Below are 24,044 nucleotides of genomic sequence, written 5' to 3'. Positions count from 1 at the left end.
GGAAAGACCATGGACCCCAATCGCCTGAAAGGTAAAAACATTCTGATAACAGGTGCCGCCCGCGGTATGGGAGCCGCCAATGCCGAAGCGTTTGCAGCGCAGGGTGCCAATCTGTGCCTCGGAGACCTCGATCTTGATGCAGCGCAAGAGATGGCGGATCAGATCAACGCCGCCGGAAATGGCAAGGCCATCGCCGCCCGGATGGACGTGACAAAGCGCGAGGATAACGCCGCCGCCGTCGCCGCAACGGTCGAGGCGTATGGTTCTATCAACGTAGGCCTCTTCAATGCTGGTCTGAACAAGCCCCGGTTCTTCATGGATATCGATGAAGACAACTGGGACATGATCATGAACGTCAACACCAAGGCGATGTGGCTGGGGATGCAGGAAACCGCCCGGCAAATGATCGCCCAAGGCCCGATGGCAGACCACCCCTATAAGCTGATCAACGTCGGTTCCATCGCGTCGCGCAAGCCGCTGGTGGATGTCACCGTCTATTGCACCTCCAAATACGGCGTTCTCGCCCTCACCCATTGTGGAGCGCTTGGCCTGTCTGAGCACAACATTACTGTCAACGGTTACGCGCCGGGCGTGGTGGTGACCCCGCTGTGGGAACAACTTGACAAGGACCTGGTCGATATCGGCTTCAAGGAGCGCGAAGGTCAGGCCTATGACGACATTGTGCGGGAGGCGTTGCAGATCAAACGCGTCTCATACCCCAAGGACATCACCGGCACGGCGTCCTTCCTTGCTTCTGACGACAGCGACTACATGACCGGCCAGATGGTCCATGTCGATGGCGGCTGGTGCATCCAGTAACGACCGGGTTTTTCCAAATTCACACATCAACCGGGTGCGCGTTGCCGTGCCCGAAAGGAGCTTTCCATGTCTCGCGCACTTATGCCCAACTTGCTGACTCCACAGGATCTTGAACCCAATTGGGAATGGCGCGAACGCCTGCCCGCTTGGGGCCACACCTCGGTGGACTTCGAACGCCGGGTCGATCATGACCGTCTTCGCCGCTACCGTCTTGCGCGGACCCGCCAAGCGCTGCAGGCCTCCAATGCAGGCACGCTGCTGCTGTTTGATGTCAACAATATCCGCTATGTCTCGGCCACGAAGATTGGCGAATGGGAGCGGGACAAGATGTGCCGGTTCTGCCTGCTGACGGGTGACGATTCTCCCTATGTCTGGGATTTTGGATCCGCAGCCGAACACCACAAGCGGCATTCTGATTGGCTGGAACCAAGTCACTGTCTGGCCGGCGTGGTAGGCATGCGGGGCACCATTCCGCCAGAGTTCGGTCTGATGAAGAAATACGCCAAGCAGATCGCCGGATTGATCCGCGATGCCGGCATGGGCGATATGCCTGTCGGTGTGGATTATGCCGAAACCGCGATGTTCCACGCACTACAAGAAGAAGGTCTGAATGTCGTTGATGGTCAACAGATCATGCTATCCGCGCGCGAGATCAAGAACTGGGACGAGATCCAGCTTCTGACGCAGGCCGCCGCGATGGTCGATGGCGTTTACCATATGATCTACGAAGAGCTCAAACCCGGCGTGCGCGAAAACGATATCGTCGCCCTGTCCAACAAGATGCTCTATGAAATGGGCAGTGACGATGTCGAAGCGATCAACGCCATCTCGGGCGAGCGGTGCAATCCGCATCCGCATAACTTCACAGACCGCCTGATCCGGCCCGGCGATCAGGCCTTCTTTGACATCCTGCAAAGCTATCAGGGGTATCGCACCTGCTACTATCGCACCTTCAACGTGGGCCGCGCGACACCGTCTCAGAACGACGCTTACGTCAAGGCGCGCGAATGGATTGACGCCTCGATTGCGATGATCAAACCGGGTGTGTCCACCGACAAGGTTGCAGAGGTCTGGCCAACCGCCCAAAGCCTTGGCTTCGCGAGCGAGGATCAAGCCTTTGGTTTGCAGTTTGGCCATGGGTTGGGCCTGGCGTTGCACGAACGCCCAATCATCAGCCGCGCCGTCAGCATGGATCACCCGATGGAGATCAAAACCGGCATGGTCTTTGCGCTGGAAACCTACTGCCCCGCGACAGATGGCTATTCCGCCGCCCGGATTGAAGAAGAAGTCGTGGTGACGGAGACCGGCTGCGAGGTCATCTCGCTCTTCCCTGCCGAAGAACTGCCCATTGCCAACCGGTACTAAGCGATGAGCAATCCATTTGATCTGACGGGTCGCAAGGCCTTGGTAACCGGCGGCGCAACTGGCATCGGCGAGGGCATAGCCCTCGGCCTTGCCGCCGCCGGGGCCGATGTGGCGCTGACCTATCGCAGCCACGCGCCCGAAGACACGCTGGCCAAGATCGAAGCCATGTCTGTCAAGGGCGCGGCTGTCAAAGCCGATTTCAACGGTATGGATCAAGAAGCCGCCGAGAATGTGGTGCGCTTTGCCTCCGATGCCCTCGGCGGGCTGGATATTTTAGTCAATAACGCCGGGATCATTCACCGCGAGGACAGCACAGACATGCCGCTTGCAGACTGGCGTCGCGTGCTGTCGGTCAATCTCGACTCGGTCTGGCTGCTGTCGCAGGCGGCAGGCAAGCGCATGATCGCGCAAGGGTCGGGCAAGATCGTGATCGTGTCATCCGTGCTCGGCTCGCAAGGCGGGCTGCGCGTGCCGGCCTATGCCGCCAGCAAACACGCTGTAATCGGTCTGACGAAAGCTTTGTGCAACGAATGGGCACAGTATGGGGTCAATGTGAACAGCATCGCACCCGGCTATACTGCGACGGACAACACGCAGGCGTTAAGGAATGATCCAGAGCGATCCAAAGCGCTTCTGGAACGCATCCCCGCCGGACGCTTTGCGGACCCATCAGAGATCGCAGGCGCTGCCGTTTTTCTGGCCTCAGACGCCGCCAATTATTGCCACGGAAGCGTGCTCACCGTCGATGGCGGCTGGCTCGCGCGCTAAGAGAGGATAAATGGAACAAACACTTAAAGGCAAAACCGCGCTGGTTACAGCAGCGGCAAACGGCATTGGCCGCGCCAGCGCAGAGGCATTGGCCGCACGCGGGGCGCAGGTGATTGCCACCGATATCGACGGCGCGGCTGTGGAGGCCCTGGCGCAAACATCGTCCAATGTAACCGGCTATCCGCTGGACGTGCTGGATGATGCGGCGGTCACCGCGCTTGTCGCCTCAGTTGCGCCCGTGCAAATCCTGCTAAACTGCGCCGGATGGGTGCATGACGGGACAATCTTGGACTGCGACAGTGCCGATTGGGACCGCGCCTTTGACCTGAACGCAAAGGCGACGTACCGCATTACCAAGGCCGTGCTACCGGGGATGCTCGACGGCGGATCCGGATCCATCATCAATATCGCGTCCATCGTGTCCAGCGAAAAGGGCGCGCCGCGCCGCTTTGCTTATGGCGCGTCGAAAGCGGCGATCATCGGCATGACCAAGGCCATCGCAGCGGATTTCGTCAAGGATGGCATCCGCTGCAACGCGATCTGCCCCGGAACAGTGCAAAGCCCTTCCCTGAATGAGCGGCTAGCTGCAACGGGCGATTTTGACAAAGCGCTTGCCGCATTCAAGGAACGCCAGCCCATGGGTCGGCTCGGCCAGCCAGAGGAAATCGCAGACATGGTCTGCTACCTCGCAGGGGACCTGTCGGCCTTTACCACGGGTCAGGCCTTTGCTGTCGATGGCGGATGGTCAATCTGATGGGATTGGAGCGCGCCGCTTCGATTAACGATCTGCGACTTCGGGCCAAACGGCGGATTCCACGTTTCGCCTTCGATCTGGTCGATGGCGGCGCGGAAAATGAACGCAATCTGCGCCGCAACAGCGAAGCTTTTGAAGAGGTCGAGCTTACGCCGCGCTATATGATGGATGTCTCACAGATCGACATCGAGACCACGCTGTTCGGGCGAACCTTTGATGCGCCTTTTGGCATGGCACCAATCGGCATGCTCAACGCCTTCTGGCCCGGTGCCGACCTGACGCTGGCAAAGCTGTGCAAGGCGCGGAATATCCCTTACGTCGCCAGCTCCGCCGCCTCCACCACGCTGGAACAATTGGCCGAGGCCGCAAACGGGAACGGCTGGTTCCAGCTCTATGTCTCAAGCGATGCAGACGTGTCCGAAGGCTTGATCGCGCGCGCCGAGGCAGCGGGTTACACCACACTCATGGTCACCGCCGATGTGCCCGCCGCAGGCAAACGCGACCGCGACATCCGCAACCAGCTCGCTGTGCCCTTCCGCTTCACGCCCGAAGTTGTGCTGCAATGCATGGCCAAGCCGCGTTGGGCGCTGACGAGTTTGCGCCATGGCATCCCCAATGTGGCCAACTATGCCGACCTTTTGCAAAGCGCCACGTCCTATGCCGACGTCCAGAAGACTCTGATCACGCCGGGTTTCACGTGGGATGACTTGAAAGCCCTGCGCGCACGGTGGAAAGGCAAGCTGTTGGTCAAGGGCATCTTGCATCCGCAAGACGCCGAAAAATGCGTGCAACTGGGCTGTGACGGCATCGTTGTGTCAAACCATGGCGGACGGCAGGTTGCCTTCGGGCCATCCACCATCCAAGCGCTTCCAACCATTGCCGACGCCGTCGCTGGACGTATGAAAATCATTCTCGACAGCGGCATTCGCCGTGGTGCGGATATAGTGCGGGCCAAAGCGCTCGGCGCAGATTTTGCGTTTTCCGGTCGGGCTTTTGCATATGGCGTGGGTGCAGGCGGGCAAGCCGGAGCCGAGCGCGCTTTTGAGATTTTACAACTGGAATTGATCCGCGCTTTGGGTCAACTCGGTGTGCCATCTTTCGAGGATGTCGGCCCTTCGGAACTCAGCACATTCCGGTAGAACCTTTCGCGGAACAATGGATCCTATGACATGGCCGGGAACACACCAAATTCATCAATGCTCACCGGCCGATACCAACCGCCACTGTCGATCACGGACCAAGGCGGTTTTCAACACCAACCTGACCTGGGCGGGGTTATAAGAATTTATGCGCTTCAATGTGCTAAACAACGAAATTCTGAAATCGCCTGAAACCACATCGCAAAACCGCCCAGGATAAGCCCCCAAAGGGCCGAACTTTGCGTTCAATTGTGCAACGCTGCGAACCTTCTTTGGGTCTTCGTCTGGCCGAACACTTGCAATATGAACCGTCCAACGAGACCGCGCCAGTTTGGTCGGAGACTGAAGCGGTAAACCAACTGGATCATCCGGGTTTTGTTTGTATCCAGATCGTTTTCGTCTGGAGATACTGCTCCAGCGCTTCCGTACCATTATCGCGGGCAAGCGATCCAGATTGCTTATAGCCACCAAACGGCGTTTTGATATCCCCCTCGGAGAAGCCATTCACAGAAACTGTGCCGCAGGGTAATGCGCGCGCCATGTGAATGGCCTTGTCAATATCTTGCGTAAAAACAGAGGCATGCAACCCGTATTCGGTATCACTGGCAACGGCCAAGGCCTGCTCTGCGGTCTCGAATGGCATGATCCCAAGCACCGGGCCGAAAATCTCTTCGCGCGCGATTTTCATGCTCGGGGTTACGTTCTGAAAGACGGTAGGCTCGATGAAATACCCCGGCAGATCGCTGCCCCCGCCCGTCACCATCTTTGCGCCCTCATCCACGCCGGACTGGATGTATTCCATCACCATGCTCTTGTGATCCTTCGTGATCATTGAGCCGATGTCGGTCGCAGGGTCCAACGGATCACCCAGCTTGAAGGCCTTGACCCGCTCGATGATACGGCCCGTGAATTCTTCAACCAAAGGGGCTGCAACCAGCTGGCGCATGTTGGCAGAACAATTCTGGCCTCCGTTCCAGAACGCCGACATCGCGGCATGTTCGATCAAATCATCATCAAGCACGGCGTCATCCAAGACGATAAACGGGCTTTTGCCGCCCATTTCCAGCCCGACACCCTTGAGGTTACTGTCCCCGGAATAGCGCATGAACATTCGGCCCACTTCCGTGGAGCCGGTAAAAGAGACCGTATCAATGTCATTGTGCAGACCGATGGCCTGGCCTGCGGTTTCGCCATAACCGGGGAGGATGTTAATCACACCGTCCGGAACGCCAGCCTCTTGCATCAGTTCGGCAAGGCGTATGACGCTCAGCGGCGTTTGTTCCGCAGGTTTGATGATGGCGGAACAGCCAACAGCAAGGGAGGGTGCGATTTTCCATGCGGCCATCACCAGCGGGAAATTCCATGGCAGGACCGCACCTGCAATACCTGCGGGTTCCTTGGTGATCAGCGCGAGTGCACCGGGGCCGGTGGGGGCGATTTTGCCAAAGGTCTTATCGGCCAACTCGCCGTACCACTGAAAGAAATTAGGCACGTCGCCGCCGATTTCATCCATACAATCGTTGATCGTTTTACCGGTATCAAGGCTTTCCAGCACGGCCAATTCATGGGCGTGTTCGCGCACAAGGGCCGCGACTTTCAGCAAAACCTCCTTGCGGTGCTCCGGCTCCGCGCGTGACCAGGTGCCATCGTTGAACACACGCCGGGCCGCTTTGACGGCGCGGTCCACATCCGCGGCCTTGCAATGCGCGACACGCGCCAGAACATCGCCCGTGGCAGGGTTTGTCGTTTCAAAGGTTGTCCCATCTGCGGCATCGCAAAACGCGCCATCAATAAAGGCTTGCCCATTTGGAGAAATTTTGGCGCCAATCTGGCTGTATTCGGCGTGCGTGAGGGTCATAAGGGGGCTCCATCAGGTTAGCGGCGCAATCTGCGCGCGAATGTTCGAATGTCTTCCAGCAACATCTGTGGCTCTTCCATCGCGGCAAAATGACCGCCGCGTGGCATCTCGGACCAGTGCTGGATATTGTAGATACGTTCCGCATAAGAGCGCGGCGGCCAGCGCAGCATTTCAGCGGGAAACACCGCGCAACCCGTTGGCACCTCGACGCGCGCGCCTGTCGGCGACAGGATACGCCCGCCTTCTTCGCGTCTGCCGTAATAGATCCACGAGGCCGTGTTGAACGTGCCCGTGGTGATGTAGATCATGATATTGGTCAGCAATTCGTCTTTGCTGTGGGCCTGTTCAATGCCACCCACCGGCACGTCGGACCAATCGTGGAACTTCTCCACAAGCCATGCCGCGATGCCCACTGGGCTGTCCATCATTGCGTAGCTCAGCGTCTGGGGTCGGGTGGCCTGCTGCGTACGATAGCCGTTTTGCATGATCTGATCGCGTTCAAACTGCGCATCCCATGCGATCTCTTCGGGGGTTTGCGGGCCACCCGGATGGCGCATCGTCAGCACGTTGATGTGGATCGCGCTGCAGGCCGGCGCGTGGTCAAACCCGAGCCACGAACAGATCGCACCGCCCCAGTCACCGCCTTGGGCGAGATAGCTGTCAAAGCCCAAGGTGTCGCTCATCAGGGAATTGAGAACGCCCGCCATCTTGCGCGGGCCGTAAGGGCGTGGGGGTCGGCCTGAAAATGCGAAACCCGGCAGGGAAGGTGCTATGACGGTGAAGGCATCCGCGACATTGCCGCCAAAGCGTTCGGGATGGGCCAGCGGTTCAATCAGCTCGTAAAACTCAGCCACTGAGCCGGGCCAGCCGTGGCTGATCATCAGGGGCATCGGGTCGGGGCCGCTGCCTTGTTCGCAGATAAAGTGCATGTCGATGCCGTCAACGGGCGCGGTAAACTGCGAGAAACTGTTGATTTTGGCCTCTTGCGCGCGCCAGTCAAACCCGTCGACCCAATAGGCGCAGAGCTCTTTGAGGTAGCCCATGTTGGTGCCGTAGTCCCAGCCACCATCGTCGGGCATTTCATGCCAGGGATAGGTTTTGACGCGTGCAAGAATGTCCTGCAAGGCATCGTCAGAGACGTGAAACTGAAAGGGTTTCACAGCCGGATCGCATTTAAGACGGTCTTTCAAAGCATCATTTCCTTGACTTGTTTTGCCCACAATGGAGTGGCAAAGCAGCAGCGTTCTACCTGCTTAGTTAACTGGGAAATGACGCTTGCGGGGAGAGACAGGTGCGCGGTTTCGAGGGGACAGTTCAATTTCCGCCACCCGCAATCAGCCCATCAAAGCTGTGACCTCATCGGCGATAATCCTCACCCCGTCTTCAAGGTCACAGACCGGAACATAGGCAAACCCAAGCCTGAAACTGCGGTTGTTGTCATAGTTCAGATAATAATCGCGCCCTCTGTCAATCAGCACGCCTTTACGCTCAAGCCGCGCTGCAAGCTCGGCACCATCAAACCCTTTCGGCGCGGTCAGCCAAAAGGACGTCCCCCCTTCGGAAGCGGTGCGCGTCAACATCCCCAAATGTTTCGTCAGGGCCGCATCCATCGCGTGCCAGCGGGTTTTATAGCGCCGCTCGATATTGCGCAGATGGGCATCATAATGGCCCAGTTGAAAAAACAGCGCGACAATTTCCTGCACAATGGTTGGCGGATGGCGCATCATCACGCCACGGGCGACACGCGCCTCTTTGATGATGTCACGGTGCGCCACGATGAACCCAAGCCGAATGCCCGGTGATATCGTTTTTGACAGGCTTCCCACATAGATCACACGTCCCGTCTCATCCATCGACTTCATTGAAGGCGAGGATTTCGCGACATAGTTCATCTCGGCTTCGTAGTCGTCCTCGATGATCAGAAAGTCCTTTTCATCCGCAGCGGCCAGCAATTCACGACGGCGCTTTTCGCTCATCGTGACCATCGTCGGAAATTGGTGGCTGGGCGTGGTAAAGACCAACTGACACTCAGGCGGGAGCGCCGCAGGGATCAGACCGTCGCTGTCAATGGGCACGCCCACCAACTCGCTTCCGGCCATGCGGAATGCATTGCGTGCGCCAAAAAATCCGGGGTCCTCAAGAGCCACTGGTTTGCCCGTATGCGCAAAGATCGAGCCCAGAATGAAGAGTGCGTTTTGCGAGCCAAGCGTGATCAGGATTTCGTCTTCCTCGGCATAAATCCCGCGGATGTTCAGCAATCGCTGGCGTAGTTGCTGGATCAGTTGCGGGCTGTCGCTTTCGACGGAATCGCTGGCCCAGACGGGCATCGTCTTGCGCCCCAGGGCCTGGCGCGTGCATTCGCGCCAGCCATCAACCGGGAACAAATCGGGGTCGATCTGATTATAGATGAACGGATAGGGGTATGCGTTCCAATCCAGCGGGTTGAGCACAGGCATCAGGTTGTTGGGTGGAAAGCTGACGGGGCAAGGCTGCGGACCCGGTTTGAGGGCCTCGTTTTCGCTCTGCGCGTTTTGTGAAGCCGCCATCTGCGGGTTCACAAAATAACCCGACCGGTTGCGCGACACCAGGAATTCCAGATCAACCAATCGGTTATAGGCTGCAAAAACGGTGTTTCGTGAGACCCCGAACTGTTCTGCCAACTCCCGACATGACGGCAGGGGGCGGTCAGGGGCCAGCGCATCTGACATGATCGCCGCGCTGACCACTTCACAGATTTGATCGCGCAGGCTGAGGCTGGATTTTTCGGGCAGTTTCAAAAATCTAGGCGTCGTGGAACTCACCCAAGGTCTCCTTATGCAATGATCCGAAAATCTATTCTGATCGGGGCAATAGTGTCAGGTCCAATCCGATCTGTCCCCTTCATTCGAGCGATCTGTCACTTTCTTTGGACAAGGGCGCCGTGAAAGATGCGGTCAAGAAAATAGAGTTTTATGGGAGACAAAAAAATGCGGATAAAATCCATATGCAAGGTTCTGTGCCTGGCATCGGCAACCGCGCTCATGGCGCAAACGGCCATGGCCGAAAAAGTCCTGAAGTTGGGAACTGTTGGCTTTTTGGGGATGCCAATCGGTGATGCCATTGATCAGGCGCTTATTCCAACTCTGGAAGAGGTGTCAGGCGGCCAGCTGAAAATTGAACCCCATTACCGCAGGTCCCTGTGTTCAGAACAATCCTGCGGCGAACAGGCCAATCAGGGCCTTCTGGCGCTCTGGACCAGCTCAACGGCGAATTTCGGCAATTTTGGCACAGCTTTGGCGATTTTTGATCTGCCCTATATCTTCAAAAGCATCGAAGACGCGGACCGGATCTCGTCGGAATGGCTGGCAAAACAGCAATGCGACATCGCCGCCGAAGAAGCAGGCCACGTCTGCCTGACGGTCTATTCCAGCGGTGGTTTCCGCCAGCTTGGCAATGCGCATGGTCCCGTTCACGTCCCCGATGACATGAAAGGCATCAAATGGCGCGTCACCAAGAGCCCGATTGAATATACCCTGGTCAAAAACTGGGGTGCGGTGCCGGTGCCTTATGACTGGTCGCAACTGTATCAGGGCCTGCAAACCGGTGTGGTTTCCGGTCAATATGTTGCAACCCCTTGGCAGCACGTTGCCAAGCTGCATGAAGTTGCCAAGTATTTCACCGAAATCGGCGGCTCCTGGTCCGGCAACCAACTGTCCATCGACAAGCGCCAATATGATGCGCTAAGCGAGCAGGAACGCGAATGGCTCCACACCGCAGCCGAAGCCTTTGGCCAGAAAGTGCAAGAGCTTGACCGCGCATGGGTTGAAGCAGGCGAGGCGGAAATCAAAGCCTCCATCACAGAATGGTACGTTCCCAGCGATGAGGAAATGACGCTGTGGCGCGCGGGGGCAATCGATGCATGGCTGAATGCCAAGGGCAGCTTTGATCCCGCAACCGCCCGCCGGGTTCTGGAAGAACAGGGCATGACCAGCTTCATCGCGCAGTTGGAAGAAGCAGGCGCGCTCTAAGCCTTTGACGCTTAAAAACTCAGGTGGTGCGGTTCTGTCCCGCGCCACCTTTTGTCACATCAACTGATCTTTTGGATCACACCACCAAATAGGATTGTCCTGCATGGAAAGCGTCGCGCTTTTGATCATTCTGGTGCTGCTCATCATGTTGGGCGCACCTGTCGGGTTCACCATGATCCTGATCCCTGTGGTCTATATCCTGATCACCGATGCTGCACCGATGATCCTGATCCCTTCCCAGATGTTCAGCGCCATCGACTCGGTGCCCTTGACCGCCATTCCATTCTTCATGCTGACGGGCGAGTTGATGACCAGCGCGACCATCACCGACCGTCTGGTCGAACTCAGCAAGCGGCTGATTGGCCGGATGCGCGGGTCCATGGCGCAGGCCAATGTGCTTGTCTCGATGTTCTTTGCAGGCATGAACGGGTCGGTCGTGGCGGACACGGCAACGGTCGGGTCACTGATGATCCCCTCGATGAAAAAGGCCGGATACCCGCCCGCCTTTGCCGCCGCCATCACCGCTGTCAGCTCCACCATTGGTGGTATCATCCCACCCTCCATCATGATGATCGTGCTGGCCAATGCGGGCGGAATTTCGGTGGGCGCGTTGTTTGCGGGCGGCATTATACCCGGCCTGCTGATCGGTCTTTTGTTGATGATCATCAACAACATCATTGCACGCAAGCACAACTTTGAGCGCAGCGAAGAACCGTTCAGCCTCAAGGCGCTCGCCGTTGTCGGCTATAAATCCTCCTTCGCGTTGCTCATTCCCATCGTGCTTGTCGGGTCCGTCGTATTTGGCATCGCAGGCGTGGTGGAGGCCGGTGCGCTGACCGCCACCATCGCCCTTTTTGTCGGGCTGTTTGTTTACCGCACGATCACTTGGGACAATTGCAAAGGCGCCTTTGTGCGCGCCTTTCGCAATTCGGCCATGGTGTTCATCATCATCGCGGCCTCTGGCCCGTTCAGCTGGCTGTTGACCTCGCTTGGTGCCATTGGCGAGCTTGAGGAATGGCTGCTGGGATATACCTACAACCCGCTGTTATTCGCGCTGGTTCTGGTGCTGTTCATCTGCTTGCTGGGCATGGTCATGGACTCGGCGGCCAACATCATCGTGGTGGGACCGGTGCTGGTCGATGTGATGGTCAAGGCCGGATATGCCGATGTGCAGGCCGCTTTGGTTGTCGTCGTCGGCTTTCTGATCGGCTCGGTGACACCCCCCGTTGGCGTGGCGTTCTTCACCGCGGGCGCAATTGCCAAGGTCCGACTTGAGAAAGTCGCGCTGGCGATGTTGCCCTATCTCGTCGCGCTGTTCGCGTTGTTGTTCGTACTGATTGTCGTGCCGGATATCACCATGTTTCTGCCACGCCTCTTGGGGTTTTCACAATGATGCAGGTCTCAAACCAGCCCATCCTCCATGATCCGCAAAAAGGAGCAGCCTGATGTTTTCTGCCGCAGTCTTCATCGACCGTATGGTCCGCCACATCCTGACCGCTTTTTGCGCCATCTTCCTGTTCCTGATGGTCGCCTTTACCGTCTATTCGGTCGTGATGCGCTATGTCTTTTTGAATCCGCCCGTGTGGGGGGACCTTCTGACCGTTCTCAGCAACATCTGGCTGGTTTTTCTGGCCCTCGCCCTGACCGTGCGGGACCGTGATCATATCGCGCTCGACCTCGTCTATACATGGTTGCCGACAAAGGCCGCCTTTGCCGTTCAACAATTCTGGTCACTGGTCATTTTTGGGCTGGGCCTCATCATGATCATCTACGGCATAGAGGCAGTACAGACGATGGGCGGAAAATATTGGGAAATGTGGTATTTCGCCTGGGAAGACGGCGGTTTCGTCTTCAAGCCAAATTACATGCCCAAGAAATATGCCATCGCGATTGTTCCAATCTCGGGGTTTTTGGTCAGCATCGCGGCACTGGCCTCCATCATTGAAGACACCGTTAAACTCAAGGCAGGCACCTATAAGCAAGCCGGAGACCTGGACGAGCACATCGCGCAATAACCCCAAAGTGCGCGATGGCACAGACACAGCAAACGACGAAAAGTACCGCGTTACAGACCGAGATCGCAGCCAAAAACCAACGACCGCTTTCGATCCATCAAACAGGCTTCAGCTCTGGTCTCATTCAAGCACACCAAACCAGTCCTTGTTGCGCTGCCCCAGTGGCGGAATTCCTAGGCATTCTTAACTCCCCTATGATCCGCAATCTGGTTTTCGTGCTCCTGTCGTACACGTACCTACGCAACCAGGGCGCTCCCCCCAGAGAGCGAAGACTGACAAACGCTGGTGATTGCGCGGAACCGTGATGGGAGCCGCCCCAAGCCAGGAATGCGTTGAAGTGAGCGACACGCCTCTCGACTTTCTGACGCCACTTGGTGCCAATAAAAAGAACTGCTTTCTCGAACGTCCAAGGCTGGAAGCTGAGGCGAGAAGCCCTGTGCGGTCAGGAAAACCGCCCCTCGCTGGACTGGAAAGCAACGGGAAAGAAGCCGACAGAGCCGCTTTTTGCTGGCACGGCTCATGCTGACGCAGAATTACGTCGCTGGGGCAGCATCGCTCATTTGGCGTTGCAGCGCAGTTCACAAAAGCAAATGTTCATCCGCGCTACTTCTGGTGGGTTACAAACCGATCTGTCGCCGCACTTGCGCCCATTTCCGAGTAGAGCCGCGCGATTGATCCGGCACAGATCACCATCCGATCTGCACTGCGCACAACCAGATCAGGGTTCGCGCAGATCATTTCCACCGCCTTATCGCCCATGTCCGACAGGATGTCCTGATAGACATCCGCAGTTTCAATCGCGTCATCAAGCGGGCCTGTCAGCAGGCAGATCCGAGCGGCTGCCAACTCCAAAGTCGGGTTCGTCAAACCCTCAGAAACGGACCGGTCGCGTTCAGGACAAAAGTGAAACACCGGCGCATCGGAGCGTTCTGAGATACGTGCCACGGTCAGATCACCCGAGGTGATGACCGTATGATAGGCATTGCTCGGAACGTAAAGCCACGCCAGTTGCGGATAAATGTCTTTGGATAATCGTGGCGCATTTGTGATCAGGATGACCAAGCGACCACTGGCGCGAAACCTGCACAATGCATCAACAGCGTCGCCGTAAGCGGCAACGCCATTGTGTACGACACCCCAGATATCACAGAGCAGGCCATCGTAACCGTCCACAAGTTCACGCAGCGGCGTAAGTCTGGTCGGTGAACGCGAAGACTGGCGGGTGTTTCCCATGAGCATGATGGGGTAGGCTTGCAAGCCACAGAGGTCGACAAATACTGAGCCTCCCCCATTGAAGTGGTCCGCCCCTATAGTTAGGAAAACGGAGGACCAGAGATGGCCATTAAGAGACCCAAGCCCGAAGGGATTGTCGTGAAGTTACGGCAGGTTGAAGTTCTGATGGGGCAAGGCATGCCTCGGATTGACGCAATCAGACAGATCAGCGTGACTGAACAAACCTATTATCGCTGGAAGAAGAAGTATGACGGAATGGGCACGGAACAACTCAAGGAACTGAAGCGGCTACAGAAAGAAAACGAGCGCCTTAGGCGTGCGGTTTCTGAGCTGACGTTGGACAAGTTGATCTTGAAGGAGGCCGTATCGGGAAACTTCTGAGCCCCTCGCGTAGGCGGGTCTGCATCGATCATGTGCGTAGTCGGTTCAAGGTTTCTGAGCGACGTGTTTGCCGCGTTCTGTGCCAGCACAGATCCACACAGCGCCGATTGCCACGTGGACGCGCTGACGAAGAACGCTTGGTCGCGGATATGATCGAATTGACGCGCCAATTTGGTCGATATGTCTACCGTCGGATTGCGGCCCTGTTGAGAGATGCAGGCTGGCAGGTGAACGACAAACGTGTCGAACGGCTTTGGCGGCGTGAGGTGCTTAAAGTGCCAATTCCGTCGTTTCACGAAACGACGTTAACAACCAAAGAAGGGACGGCTCTGGCTCAATGATGGTTCCTGTGTGCGGCTGCGTCCCGAGTATCGTAATCACGTCTGGTCATACGACTTCGTGCATTACCGAACCGACGACGGCAGAGCCTTTAGAACGCTCAACATCTTGGATGAGCACAGCAGGGAATGTCTAGCGATCCGGGTGAAGCGCAAGTTGAATTCGACCGAGGTCATCGACGCCCTGACGGACTTGTTCATCCTGCTCGGTGTTCCTGCCTACATCAGGTCTGATAACGGCCCTGAGTTTATTGCTGAGGTTGTCAGGGATTGGATCAAGGCCCCCTCTCAGCGATGCTTTGCATCGCCTGCCGGGCAAAGGTTGGAACAAAGACTACATATATCGAGACTGGGTCACCGTGGGAAAACGGATACTGCGAAAGCTTCAACGGAAGAATGCGTGATGAATTGTTGAACGGCGAAATCTCCTACTCGCTGCGGGAAGCACAGATTATTATTGAAAGATGGAGGAACCATTACAACACAAAACGACCACATAGTGCTCTGGGCTACCGCCCACCTGCGCCAGAGGCCATCGTTCCGATGGACCAAACGCCAATCATGCAATAATTTTCAAACTGGACCACCCAAGTGGGGCTGCTCAATTCGGCAATGTTCCAATTCATACGCAGAAATCTAAGTGCGATAAAGATGATGCAGACACCCAGCCCGCCAAATACCCCTGGAACCGCGATGAAGGGAAAAGCAGCAAGCCATTCGGACATGCTCAGCAACCAGAGTTCAAAAGTGAAGATGAACGCAGGCGGGAATAAAAAACGAGAATTAAAAAGACCGGCGATATGACCAATGAAAAGACCAACGCGAATGCGAGATGAAAACTCAGCAACCGCAAGGACCAAGTTTTCAACACGCCTCGCAAGTGAACCCGACGTGTTATTACTCTGAATGCCATACCCGTTGACGTGCTAAACTGATGAGACCAATTTTTTGCATGACCCTGCGCCAGATACAAACTTTAATCTGCCATGGCGCAGAGAGTTCCAAACCGGATCTAAAGTGGGGGAATTTGTTAGACGCCCGGGCGCGCACCTCAATGCGCTAAGCCGCAGGCTATCCGATCGTGCCGCCCGACAGAGCCCATCACCGATTGGAACCAAAATACCATCTCTAATCCCCAAACAAAAAGCCCGCCACGGAGGGCGGGCTTTTCTCAGACTGAAATTTCAATCAGGTTGTTTTATTTTTCCGCGCACGCAAAGCACCCAGACCGCCCAAACCGACGAGCAACATCAGGCCTGCCGCTGGAAGTGGCACGGGGGCGATGTTGATGTTAATGTCGCCATGTTTGTTTGAGCTACCATTCGCCTGTGCAACGAAATTGCCACCGGTCGCCTGTGAATCGATGTTCCAGGTGAACCAACCGGCACCGCCAAGACCTTGGTTTTTATCGTTTGCGCTCTCACCCAACTGGAAAGGGATTTCTTTGGGGTCAAGCGGGTAAGGGGTCAACGACAATTTCAAGCCTGCCAATGCGCCAACACCGGTCAGGGTCGCCGATTTGATGTCAAAATAAGACCAAGTGTCCTTCAGCGCGTCTTTAGCTGCAGCAGACAGACCGGAAGCAAAACCACCGTTCTTTGTACCGCCACCACCGGGAGCATTCGGGCTCAGCAGAGTATATTCCACCGCAAGGTCAAGTTGCAGGCTCGAATTGCTGTTATTGTCAATAAGACCGTTCAGTGAGGCCGTTGCGTTGCCCGCACCTACTTTGAAATCGCCAGCGCCGCCAACAAACTGCCAATAGGCGCTTGCTGCAGAACCAAAGAGACCCGGCAGCCAAACCGTGTGGTCATTGCCGCCCGTATTTACGTTTGTCGCCTCATAGGACCCCGCATAAGGTGTCGCTGTCGCGGCTTCGGCCTTTACGCCCAGAAACAGCGCCGCAGAGAGTGCCACCGCAACCGCCCCTGTCTTCACAGTATTAAAAATCATTTAATCTTTCCTTACTATTGTTATCGCGCGCATATTGTTGGTTGTTTGCGCGCGCAGTCGCCCCCCCGTCCGGCATATAAAAAACCATTGCCAGCCTTGTGTGATCTCCATGCCACATTTTTATGCAAATTACAGGCAAAAAATCGCCTATTTCGCAATTTTCTGAAAAATTTCTCGCAATACTAGAAAATACTCTTCTCAAGAGGGAAATCTCAAACCCGCCTCCTTTGTCCGTGCGGTTTTCACGTCATTCGCCCAACACGCCCCGGCAAAGACGCCGCGGTCCGGGAATGATTCGTTTGAATTCAACCGCGCACCGTGTCTTCCCCCCTCCTGCCGCCTCTGCCATACTCCGCACCAACCCATAAAACGAGGTACGAGCCACAATGTCCAATGACCTGCTCTCCAATACGGACGCAGCCACCTATGACGCCTCCTCCATTGAGGTACTCGAGGGGTTGGAGCCTGTACGTAAACGCCCCGGCATGTATATCGGCGGGACGGATGAGCGCGCCTTGCACCATCTGGTCGCCGAAGTGCTCGACAACTCTATGGATGAAGCCGTTGCCGGGCACGCCAACCGGATCGAGGTCGAATTGCACGCAGACTATGCCATCACCATTCGCGACAACGGGCGCGGCATCCCGATCGATCCGCACCCGAAATTCCCCGATAAATCCGCGCTGGAGGTCATCCTTTGTACGCTGCATGCGGGCGGTAAATTCGGCGGCTCGGCCTATGAAACCTCCGGCGGTCTGCACGGTGTCGGGGCCTCCGTGGTCAACGCGCTCAGCGATTCGATGGTCGTGCAGGTAGCGCGCAACAAGGAGCTCTATGAGCAACGCTTCTCGCGCGGTCTGCCCCTGGGTCCCGTCGAGAAGATCGGCGCGGCCCCGAACCGGCGCGGCACCACTGTCACTTTCCATGCGGATGAGCAGATATTTGGCTCTCACCGCTTCAAACCCGCGCGATTGTTCAATTCCATCCGCTCCAAGGCCTACCTGTTTTCAGGCGTCGAAATCCGCTGGAAATCCCATATCGAGGACGGCGACACCCCGACCGAGGCCACCTTCCACTTTCCCGGCGGCCTGTCCGATTACCTCCGCGAAACATTGGGCAAGGCGACCACCTATGCCGAAAACCCCTTCGCCGGGACGGTCGATTTCAAAGAGAAATTCGGCCAGCCGGGCAAGGTCGAATGGGCCATCAACTGGACACCCTCGCGCGACGGGTTCATCCAATCCTACTGCAACACGGTCCCCACGCCCGAAGGCGGCACCCATGTTGCGGGCTTCTGGGCTGCGATCCTCAAGGGCATCAAAGCATACGGGGAACTCTCCAACACCAAAAAAGCCACGCAAATCACCCGCGAAGACCTGACCTCTGGCGGCTGTGCGCTGGTTTCCTGTTTCATCGCCGAACCCGCCTTTGTCGGGCAAACCAAAGACCGCCTCTCCACCGAGGCCGCCGCCAAGATGACCGAAGGGGCGGTGCGTGATCACTTCGACAACTGGCTGGCGAACGACACTAAATCCGCCGGGGCCATCCTCGATTTTCTGGTGCTGCGCGCCGAAGAACGCCTGCGCCGCCGTCAGGAAAAAGAGACCGCGCGCAAATCGGCCACCAAAAAGCTGCGCCTGCCCGGTAAACTCACCGATTGCACCTCCAAAGACCGCGTCGGCACGGAGTTGTTCATCGTGGAGGGCGATTCTGCGGGCGGATCGGGCAAGGGCGCGCGAGATCGCAAGACTCAGGCGCTGCTGCCGCTCAAGGGCAAAATCCTCAACGTGCTGGGCGCGGCCTCCTCGAAACTCGGCACCAACGCGGAAATCTCGGACCTCTGCGAGGCGCTGGGATGTGGCATGGGCACCCGCTTCAACCTCGATGATCTGCGTTATGACAAGATCATCATCATGACCGATGCGGATGTGGACGGTGCCCATATCGCCGCCCTGCTGATGACGTTTTTCTTTACGCAAATGCGCCCGTTGATCGACGCGGGACACCTTTATCTGGCCTGCCCGCCCCTGTTCCGCCTGACCCAGGGACCGCGCCGTGTTTATTGCCTGGATGAGGAAGAGAAAAACACCTGGCTGGAAAAAGGCCTCGGCGGCAAGGGCAAGATCGACGTCTCCCGCTTCAAGGGTCTTGGCGAAATGGACGCCAAGGATCTGAAAGAGACCACCATGGACCCCGCGACGCGCAAACTGATCCGGGTATCGATTGACGAGGACATGCCGGGAGAGACCAGTGATCTGGTGGAGCGGTTGATGGGGAAAAAGCCGGAACTGCGGTATCAGTACATTCAGGAGAACGCGAAGTTTGTGGAGGAGTTGGATGTTTGAGTGACCCCAAATTAGTCACTGAACCCCGCCAAGTTTCGGTCTCAAAAAAATCTTCAAGGCGCATTAACGCGTCCTTGAAGTCATCGGCGAAAACATCATCTTCGTCGGCATACTCAAAGGCCAGCCCATACATAACCTATCTTCGTTTTTGCAATCGTCTATCGGCCGCTGCTCGCATTGGACCCAAGTTATCCGGGTTACTTGCCCTAAGAAAAGTCGTAATATTCGACTGTAATTCAATCTCCAACTCTCTTAGCGCGCGAAATAGGTCCTTCGACACCGCGCCCCAATAAGCCTCCGCTTCAAGCTGGATCGGATACAGCTTCTTGTTGGCATCGGTGACCTTATCCCATCTATTTTGGTATGCCTTTTGTATCCCGTAGAACCTCACTTGATCATCGGACATGTTTTGAAGTGTGTCACCATCCGGTTCTGGCATTTCGTAGGCGAACATTCCGGGATTTCGAACGCCGGAAATTGCATCCCGGTACTCAAAAATAGCCAGCAAGTACCGGTGCGCCAAATCGTGGTTTTTGTCCCATTTCCTTTGCTGTTTCCATTCGGAAAGGCCAAAAAACGCAACCGCCGCTCCTGCAAACGCAGAGAGGCCAATTGCAGCGTTCGCGAAATTTTCAAAGCCGTCTGAAACCAATGCTCTGCCTTTCCAAAATTTATTATGAGTTGAAATTATCAAACTCTGAATTAAAATCCAGCCTCGGGCCTCGCCCGCCGGGGACCCTGCGCCCCGTGAAAACCGTGCTTTCCTTCAGCCCCGAACAGCCATAAAAATGTATGCGCGGAAAACCCCAGGGCTCAGATTCACCTCGAAGCTGAGCGTGTCTTTTGCAATGTATTGGCCGTTGCATCCGCCGTGCCCAACGCCAACCCATCCGCGTAAATCACCTGTGGGGCATCACAATATATGCGGTGCACTGTCACCGGATATTGACCAAGGTTACGCACGTATTCACCGTCCACCAGCGCCTTGGCGCGGGCCAACGCAGCCGGTTTTGCGAATAACGCCCGTGCCCGCCAATCGCGCAGCAAAACGGTTTGCTGGGCCGTCAGCATCGCATCGCGGTCCATTCGGGTGTGTCCAATTGAACCGGCAATGATGTAAATGAGATGTGTCACCAGGCTGACCACTTCGATCTTCCTGATACGGACCGGACCGCGGTCGCGGCTGATCAGAGATTGTCCAACGCGCAGACTATCAACCGATTGTTCGCCATAAGGCGTCAAAACGTGCGCACCGCAAACCAACCCTGCCAGCGAGGGAGCACAGCATGTATTCTCCCTCAAAACGCGCGCAGATGCGCCGACATATCCGGCAGTTTTAGGCGTCATGCGGTCAAATCCTTTTCAAACCTCCCTCATGCTTGTCGGCAAATTTGGATAAAATCTTCTTAATGAGCAGAAATTTTTTTTCCGCGCGCAGGGCGCCTCAGTGTTTGCTAATGACCGCCTAAGCAGGTGTTTGGCCTGGTTGAGACGTGCGGGTGTGGCGGAATTGGTAGACGCACCAGATTTAGGTACCACCATTTCCTATAACCCACCTTCGACTTAGTATCATAAACCACAGTAAAGCCTGAGCTTTTTAGCTTGGGCTTTTCCTTTTCCCAGACATACCCGACAGCGCATTAGATAAACGCCCGCAGCAACCGTTGTTGCGGCAAAAAGAGTAATTGACGAATGGCATTGTCAGTTTGAGCCGCCCCCAGTTTGCCGGAGGCTCCAAGCTAAGTATGGATGGAGCCTATGGAAAAAGTAACAGAGCAAACCGGTTTTCGGCCGAGGTGCGTGCCCGCGCCGAAGACACGCTGCCAATGTCGGATCGTGTGTTGTTTTGCAGGGCATCGCAGGGCTGTCTCAATTGCATCACCGGCGCCCAATCAACGTTTTATGCGCATGCTGCGATCCTCAAAAACCCAGACTTGGCGTCCGATCGTGCCAAACGGGACGCGGATCTGAGCCCTGAGATCAAACGTGTTTGGAAAGAGAACAATGAAGTCTATGGCATTCGAAAAACCTGGCATCAGTTGCAACGGGAGGGATTCAACATCGCCCGCTGCACTGTGGCCCGTTGATGAAACACCTTGATATCCATGGGATAATTCGCGGAAAAGGTGAAGAAACCGACCCTGCCAGACAAAAGCCGGCCATGCCCAAAAGACAAGGTAAACCGGAAGTTCCGAGCGCCTGCGCCAAATATGCCTTGGGTCAGCGATTTCACTTATGTCTCAACGTGGCAAGGCTTCATCTATGTGGCTTTTATCATCGATACATTTGCCGACAAGATCGTAGGCTGGCGCGTTTCGAGTTCACCGAAAACGGACTTTGTGTTGGATGCTTTGGAGCAAGCGGCATGATCGTCGTCCAGCTCACACAGGTGGTCTCGTTCATCACTCCGACCGTGGGGGGCAATATTTGTCCATTCGATATACCGAGCGGTTGGCCCTCGCAGGGATCGAGCCCTTGGTTGGCACTGTCGGTGATTTCTATGACAATGCCTTAGCCGAAACAATAAACAGCCTTTACAAAGCCGAAGTCATCCATCGCCTGGGGTCCTGGAAAACCATTGCCTCGGTCGAATGGGAAACGCTCAAATGGGTCGACTGGTTTTACAATCACCGCCTGCTGGAACCCATCGGATACATCCCACCAGCAGAAGCAGAAGAGAGGTATTATGCGCAGCGCCACACATTAGATATGGTCGCATGACATGAAGTAATCAGCTTCCCGCAAACAAGGAGCGGTTCAGAACGACTGCGCGGCAGCTGAACACGCAGGGCGTCCTGACCCTTACTGCGAACGAGGTTTCACGTGAACTTCAAGGAACTCCCCCGCCAGACCTGCAAGAGTTACTGGGAGAAAGCAGCCTACGCGTTCGACATGTGCGCCCTGCTGAAGACGGACTACAGCCAAGCTGAAGCGAGACTCGCAGCCTTCTGTATGCACGACGCAGCCTACTCAAGAGAAGCAGAGTTAATCAATGAAGCCTTCAATCTGGCTGAAGAGATCAACAGCAGACCCTTGCACCTAGGCGATCTGCTCGCTATGGACCGTCCCAAGTGCGGGCGTGGCGGAATGGTAGACGCGCTGGTTTTAGGTACCAGTTCCTCACGGAGTGAAGGTTCAAGTCCTTTCGCCCGCACCACATACGACCTTAAGGTCTGACATACCCCCTAACACCTTGAACGGTAACGCTATTTGCGGGGTTCTAGCTCCCTCAATCCGGCAGTATTGGATGCGGTCTGCAAAGGCCAGTTTTAGCACGGTTCTGCGTAAAAAAATCCGCGATGGTCCATCCGTTTCCCATATTTTCCAAGGGTTTGAGAGGAATGTGAGGACAGGTTCTAGTTTTTCCTCGAAGCTGCCCTGTGGTTCGACCCGGTTTGCTAGTTTCTCGCCTAGAATTGCTTTCTCACGCTCCAGCTTACTAATCTTGTCCTAATAGGTACGGATCACCGTTGCGTTGCTCGCAGCCATGATGCGGTCGAGGACGGTGGCAATCTCCTCATCTAACGCAATGATCTGGCGTTTGCCATTACGCAGGATGCCTTGCGCCTGATCCCGACGTGCCGCCCATGCATGGCGGAACATGGCCGTGGCCAGCTTAATCAGGCCTGCCGTCGGCTGTAACGCCTTGATGATCTCGCCGACTTCATCCTCCAGCACGTCCCGCTTAATGGATTTTCCGTAGGCGTCGCAAGATTTTGTCTGGCACAGATAATACGGGTAAGACCCACCATTGCCTTTGGTGATCGAAGATCGCAGTGGAACATCACAACAAGCGCAGACGACCATGCCGCGTAAGGCAAAGGCGTCCCCAATGTTCTTGCGCTGTGGCGCTTTTGCGGTGCCGTTGCGGCGTGCCTGCACCTTGTCAAAGGTCTCCAGCGAGATCAGCGGTACGTGCTGCGCCTTGAGCCAAGAAATGCCGTAGGTCTCAGAGCAGATGTGGCCAGTATAAACAGGATGGGTCAGAATGTCTGTCACCCGCTGCTGCGCGACCACGCCTGCTTTGTTACGAGGGAAGTCAGGGAAGCTCTCAAAGAAGCGCTTCACCTCGGCTTGAGTCTGGAAATGCCCGGATGCAAAGCCTTCAAACCCTTCGCGGATGATATCGTCGAACGGCGGGTTCGCGATCAGCACCTTGCCGCGCCCCTTGATCGTTTCGTAACGATATCCAATCGGCGGATTATGAATCCAATAGCCAGACTGCATCCGCGCCTTCATTTTCTGCGCGACTTGTCGCCCGTTTTGTTTGCGCTCCAATGCGCCTTGAGCCGCTAAAATTGTCTCAACAAACTCGCCCTCAAATGAATCATCGAACCTGTAGTTCAGACATTCAATCGTGGTTCCTCGATTGCGGAATGCCTCTCGGAGATCCAAATGCGCCCGTGTATCACGGGCTAAACATTTCAGATCGTCGAAGATAACAACGAAGTTTTCATCCGGTTGTGCATCGAGGTAGGCCAGTAAGGCCTTCATGCCGGGGCGCTGCATGAAGTCGCCGCCGCCCATAATGGTGTCCGGGAAGGCCGCCACGACCTCGTAATCTTTGGCAGCAGCATAATCGCGACACCTGCTTTCTTGCGATTGTAGCCCGTGGCCTTCAAGCGATTGCGCTCGACTGCTGACCCTCGCATAGATCAATGCTTTTTGGGGTGTCTCGGTCATAGATCCTCCTTTTCCGGCTGTGACTGTGAGTTTAACACGGCTGAGCGGAGGGCAGCGGTCAGATCTAGATCTTGTCCACAGATTTCTGCTTCCGTGCTCAATCCCCAGCCAACATCAACAAAGGCGACCGTGATCGACCAGAGCGCCTCAATGAACGCGCGTTTCTGATCCTCCGGGATGTCTTCGTCTTCCATCATTGGCAACCAGTCCTCCCAGTTGAGATGAAGCTTCGGATGCGCAGCCTGCCGGGTGGCGGGTGCTGCTGATATGGGTTGTGTTACGGGCATAATGCCTCCTGTCGTCATTGTCTGTTTCCTCGCCGTCCTCTCCATAATTTCGAACAAAGGGAGAACATAAAGACACGTAAGTCGTTTTATGGCAAGCTT

Annotated in this window: 19 protein-coding genes, 1 tRNA gene and 2 pseudogenes; 12 read left to right on the top strand and 10 right to left on the bottom strand. The window is 56.1% G+C overall.

Annotated elements, in window-relative coordinates; all coding sequences use genetic code 11:
* Positions 1–9: 9 nt before the first annotated feature.
* From ROLI_RS06635 to ROLI_RS06615, 5 genes are all read left to right on the top strand, one after another.
* On the top strand, positions 10–819 hold the full coding sequence (locus ROLI_RS06635; protein ID WP_187431211.1) for an SDR family NAD(P)-dependent oxidoreductase: 810 nt from the start codon (positions 10–12) through the stop codon (positions 817–819).
* Between the two features lie 66 nt (positions 820–885).
* Positions 886–2,184, top strand: coding sequence for a Xaa-Pro peptidase family protein (locus tag ROLI_RS06630; protein WP_187431212.1), 1,299 nt, complete (start codon positions 886–888; stop codon positions 2,182–2,184).
* A 3-nt stretch (positions 2,185–2,187) separates the two neighbouring features.
* A complete protein-coding gene (locus ROLI_RS06625; protein ID WP_187431213.1) occupies positions 2,188–2,952 on the top strand; it encodes an SDR family oxidoreductase in 765 nt (254 codons plus the stop codon).
* A gap of 10 nt (positions 2,953–2,962) precedes the next feature.
* The gene (locus ROLI_RS06620) at positions 2,963–3,706 is read left to right on the top strand and encodes an SDR family oxidoreductase (RefSeq protein WP_187431214.1); all 744 of its coding nucleotides are present in this window, start codon (positions 2,963–2,965) and stop codon (positions 3,704–3,706) included.
* Complete coding sequence (locus ROLI_RS06615) at positions 3,706–4,845, top strand: alpha-hydroxy acid oxidase (RefSeq protein WP_262386590.1); 1,140 nt, start codon at positions 3,706–3,708, stop codon at positions 4,843–4,845. The genes ROLI_RS06620 and ROLI_RS06615 overlap by 1 nt, the downstream gene beginning before the upstream one ends.
* Positions 4,846–5,209: 364 nt before the next feature.
* Here ROLI_RS06615 and ROLI_RS06610 read toward each other — a convergent pair whose 3' ends face one another.
* From ROLI_RS06610 to ROLI_RS06600, 3 genes are all read right to left on the bottom strand, one after another.
* The gene (locus ROLI_RS06610) at positions 5,210–6,703 is read right to left on the bottom strand and encodes an aldehyde dehydrogenase (protein ID WP_187431216.1); all 1,494 of its coding nucleotides are present in this window, start codon (positions 6,701–6,703) and stop codon (positions 5,210–5,212) included.
* A 17-nt stretch (positions 6,704–6,720) separates the two neighbouring features.
* Entirely contained in the window at positions 6,721–7,893 is a 1,173-nt protein-coding gene (locus ROLI_RS06605) for an epoxide hydrolase family protein (RefSeq protein WP_187431217.1), read from the bottom strand.
* A gap of 144 nt (positions 7,894–8,037) precedes the next feature.
* Positions 8,038–9,504, bottom strand: coding sequence for a PLP-dependent aminotransferase family protein (locus ROLI_RS06600; protein WP_187431218.1), 1,467 nt, complete (start codon positions 9,502–9,504; stop codon positions 8,038–8,040).
* Between the two features lie 165 nt (positions 9,505–9,669).
* Between ROLI_RS06600 and ROLI_RS06595 the strand changes: the two genes are divergently transcribed.
* The 3 genes from ROLI_RS06595 to ROLI_RS06585 all read left to right on the top strand — a co-directional run bounded on the left by ROLI_RS06595 (position 9,670) and on the right by ROLI_RS06585 (position 12,725).
* Positions 9,670–10,710, top strand: coding sequence for a TRAP transporter substrate-binding protein (locus ROLI_RS06595; RefSeq protein ID WP_187431219.1), 1,041 nt, complete (start codon positions 9,670–9,672; stop codon positions 10,708–10,710).
* Positions 10,711–10,813: 103 nt separating this feature from the next.
* Positions 10,814–12,103 carry a TRAP transporter large permease gene (locus tag ROLI_RS06590; RefSeq protein ID WP_187431220.1) on the top strand — a complete coding sequence of 430 codons (1,290 nt, stop codon included), beginning with the start codon at positions 10,814–10,816 and terminating at the stop codon, positions 12,101–12,103.
* Positions 12,104–12,155: 52 nt separating this feature from the next.
* Complete coding sequence (locus ROLI_RS06585; protein ID WP_187431221.1) at positions 12,156–12,725, top strand: TRAP transporter small permease; 570 nt, start codon at positions 12,156–12,158, stop codon at positions 12,723–12,725.
* A gap of 603 nt (positions 12,726–13,328) precedes the next feature.
* Here ROLI_RS06585 and ROLI_RS06580 read toward each other — a convergent pair.
* A complete protein-coding gene (locus ROLI_RS06580) occupies positions 13,329–13,964 on the bottom strand; it encodes a hypothetical protein (RefSeq protein WP_187431222.1) in 636 nt (211 codons plus the stop codon).
* 96 nt (positions 13,965–14,060) lie between these two features.
* On the opposite strand from ROLI_RS06580, the pseudogene ROLI_RS06575 reads away from it, so the two are divergent.
* Positions 14,061–15,247: pseudogene (locus ROLI_RS06575) on the top strand (IS3 family transposase).
* Here ROLI_RS06575 and ROLI_RS06570 read toward each other — a convergent pair.
* Positions 15,187–15,537: a hypothetical protein gene (locus tag ROLI_RS06570; protein ID WP_187432195.1), complete on the bottom strand. Its 351-nt coding sequence runs from the start codon at positions 15,535–15,537 to the stop codon at positions 15,187–15,189. The pseudogene ROLI_RS06575 and the gene ROLI_RS06570 overlap by 61 nt on opposite strands.
* A 328-nt stretch (positions 15,538–15,865) precedes the next feature.
* Entirely contained in the window at positions 15,866–16,630 is a 765-nt protein-coding gene (locus tag ROLI_RS06565) for a VPLPA-CTERM sorting domain-containing protein (RefSeq protein ID WP_187432194.1), read from the bottom strand.
* Positions 16,631–17,016: 386 nt separating this feature from the next.
* On the opposite strand from ROLI_RS06565, the gene parE reads away from it, so the two are divergent.
* Positions 17,017–18,975 (top strand): DNA topoisomerase IV subunit B, encoded by a 1,959-nt coding sequence (gene parE, locus ROLI_RS06560; protein WP_187432193.1) that lies wholly within the window; start codon positions 17,017–17,019, stop codon positions 18,973–18,975.
* 136 nt (positions 18,976–19,111) lie between these two features.
* On the opposite strand, the gene ROLI_RS06555 is transcribed toward parE, so the two are convergent.
* Both ROLI_RS06555 and ROLI_RS06550 read right to left on the bottom strand, forming a co-directional pair.
* A complete protein-coding gene (locus ROLI_RS06555) occupies positions 19,112–19,627 on the bottom strand; it encodes a hypothetical protein (RefSeq protein WP_187432192.1) in 516 nt (171 codons plus the stop codon).
* Between the two features lie 167 nt (positions 19,628–19,794).
* Entirely contained in the window at positions 19,795–20,322 is a 528-nt protein-coding gene (locus ROLI_RS06550) for a Hint domain-containing protein (RefSeq protein WP_187432191.1), read from the bottom strand.
* A gap of 539 nt (positions 20,323–20,861) precedes the next feature.
* On the opposite strand from ROLI_RS06550, the pseudogene ROLI_RS06545 reads away from it, so the two are divergent.
* Positions 20,862–21,696 (top strand): annotated as a pseudogene (locus ROLI_RS06545) (IS3 family transposase); the annotation flags it as partial.
* Positions 21,697–22,048: 352 nt separating this feature from the next.
* Positions 22,049–22,132 (top strand) — tRNA-Leu (locus ROLI_RS06540).
* A gap of 293 nt (positions 22,133–22,425) precedes the next feature.
* On the opposite strand, the gene ROLI_RS06535 is transcribed toward ROLI_RS06540, so the two are convergent.
* Together ROLI_RS06535 and ROLI_RS06530 are read right to left on the bottom strand one after the other, a co-directional pair.
* Positions 22,426–23,658, bottom strand: a complete 1,233-nt coding sequence (locus ROLI_RS06535; protein ID WP_187432190.1) for a recombinase family protein — start codon at positions 23,656–23,658, stop codon at positions 22,426–22,428.
* A complete protein-coding gene (locus ROLI_RS06530) occupies positions 23,655–23,945 on the bottom strand; it encodes a hypothetical protein (RefSeq protein ID WP_187432189.1) in 291 nt (96 codons plus the stop codon). The genes ROLI_RS06535 and ROLI_RS06530 overlap by 4 nt, the downstream gene beginning before the upstream one ends.
* Positions 23,946–24,044 lie beyond the last annotated feature (99 nt).

This window comes from Roseobacter fucihabitans (assembly GCF_014337925.2).
Taxonomy (GTDB): Bacteria; Pseudomonadota; Alphaproteobacteria; order Rhodobacterales; family Rhodobacteraceae; genus Roseobacter; species Roseobacter fucihabitans.
Note: the sequence above shows the minus strand (reverse complement) of the source record. Positions and strands in the feature narration are given on the sequence as shown.

Coding starts and splice junctions, on each gene's coding strand:
- ROLI_RS06630 (WP_187431212.1), top strand. CDS start 886: ATGTCTCGCGCACTTATGCCCAACTTGCTGACTCCACAGGATCTTGAA.
- ROLI_RS06620 (WP_187431214.1), top strand. CDS start 2,963: ATGGAACAAACACTTAAAGGCAAAACCGCGCTGGTTACAGCAGCGGCA.
- ROLI_RS06550 (WP_187432191.1), bottom strand. CDS start 20,322: ATGACGCCTAAAACTGCCGGATATGTCGGCGCATCTGCGCGCGTTTTG.
- ROLI_RS06610 (WP_187431216.1), bottom strand. CDS start 6,703: ATGACCCTCACGCACGCCGAATACAGCCAGATTGGCGCCAAAATTTCT.
- ROLI_RS06580 (WP_187431222.1), bottom strand. CDS start 13,964: ATGCTCATGGGAAACACCCGCCAGTCTTCGCGTTCACCGACCAGACTT.
- ROLI_RS06625 (WP_187431213.1), top strand. CDS start 2,188: ATGAGCAATCCATTTGATCTGACGGGTCGCAAGGCCTTGGTAACCGGC.
- ROLI_RS06635 (WP_187431211.1), top strand. CDS start 10: ATGGACCCCAATCGCCTGAAAGGTAAAAACATTCTGATAACAGGTGCC.
- ROLI_RS06585 (WP_187431221.1), top strand. CDS start 12,156: ATGTTTTCTGCCGCAGTCTTCATCGACCGTATGGTCCGCCACATCCTG.
- ROLI_RS06615 (WP_262386590.1), top strand. CDS start 3,706: ATGGGATTGGAGCGCGCCGCTTCGATTAACGATCTGCGACTTCGGGCC.
- ROLI_RS06565 (WP_187432194.1), bottom strand. CDS start 16,630: ATGATTTTTAATACTGTGAAGACAGGGGCGGTTGCGGTGGCACTCTCT.
- ROLI_RS06535 (WP_187432190.1), bottom strand. CDS start 23,658: ATGACCGAGACACCCCAAAAAGCATTGATCTATGCGAGGGTCAGCAGT.
- ROLI_RS06595 (WP_187431219.1), top strand. CDS start 9,670: ATGCGGATAAAATCCATATGCAAGGTTCTGTGCCTGGCATCGGCAACC.
- ROLI_RS06530 (WP_187432189.1), bottom strand. CDS start 23,945: ATGCCCGTAACACAACCCATATCAGCAGCACCCGCCACCCGGCAGGCT.
- ROLI_RS06590 (WP_187431220.1), top strand. CDS start 10,814: ATGGAAAGCGTCGCGCTTTTGATCATTCTGGTGCTGCTCATCATGTTG.
- parE (WP_187432193.1), top strand. CDS start 17,017: ATGTCCAATGACCTGCTCTCCAATACGGACGCAGCCACCTATGACGCC.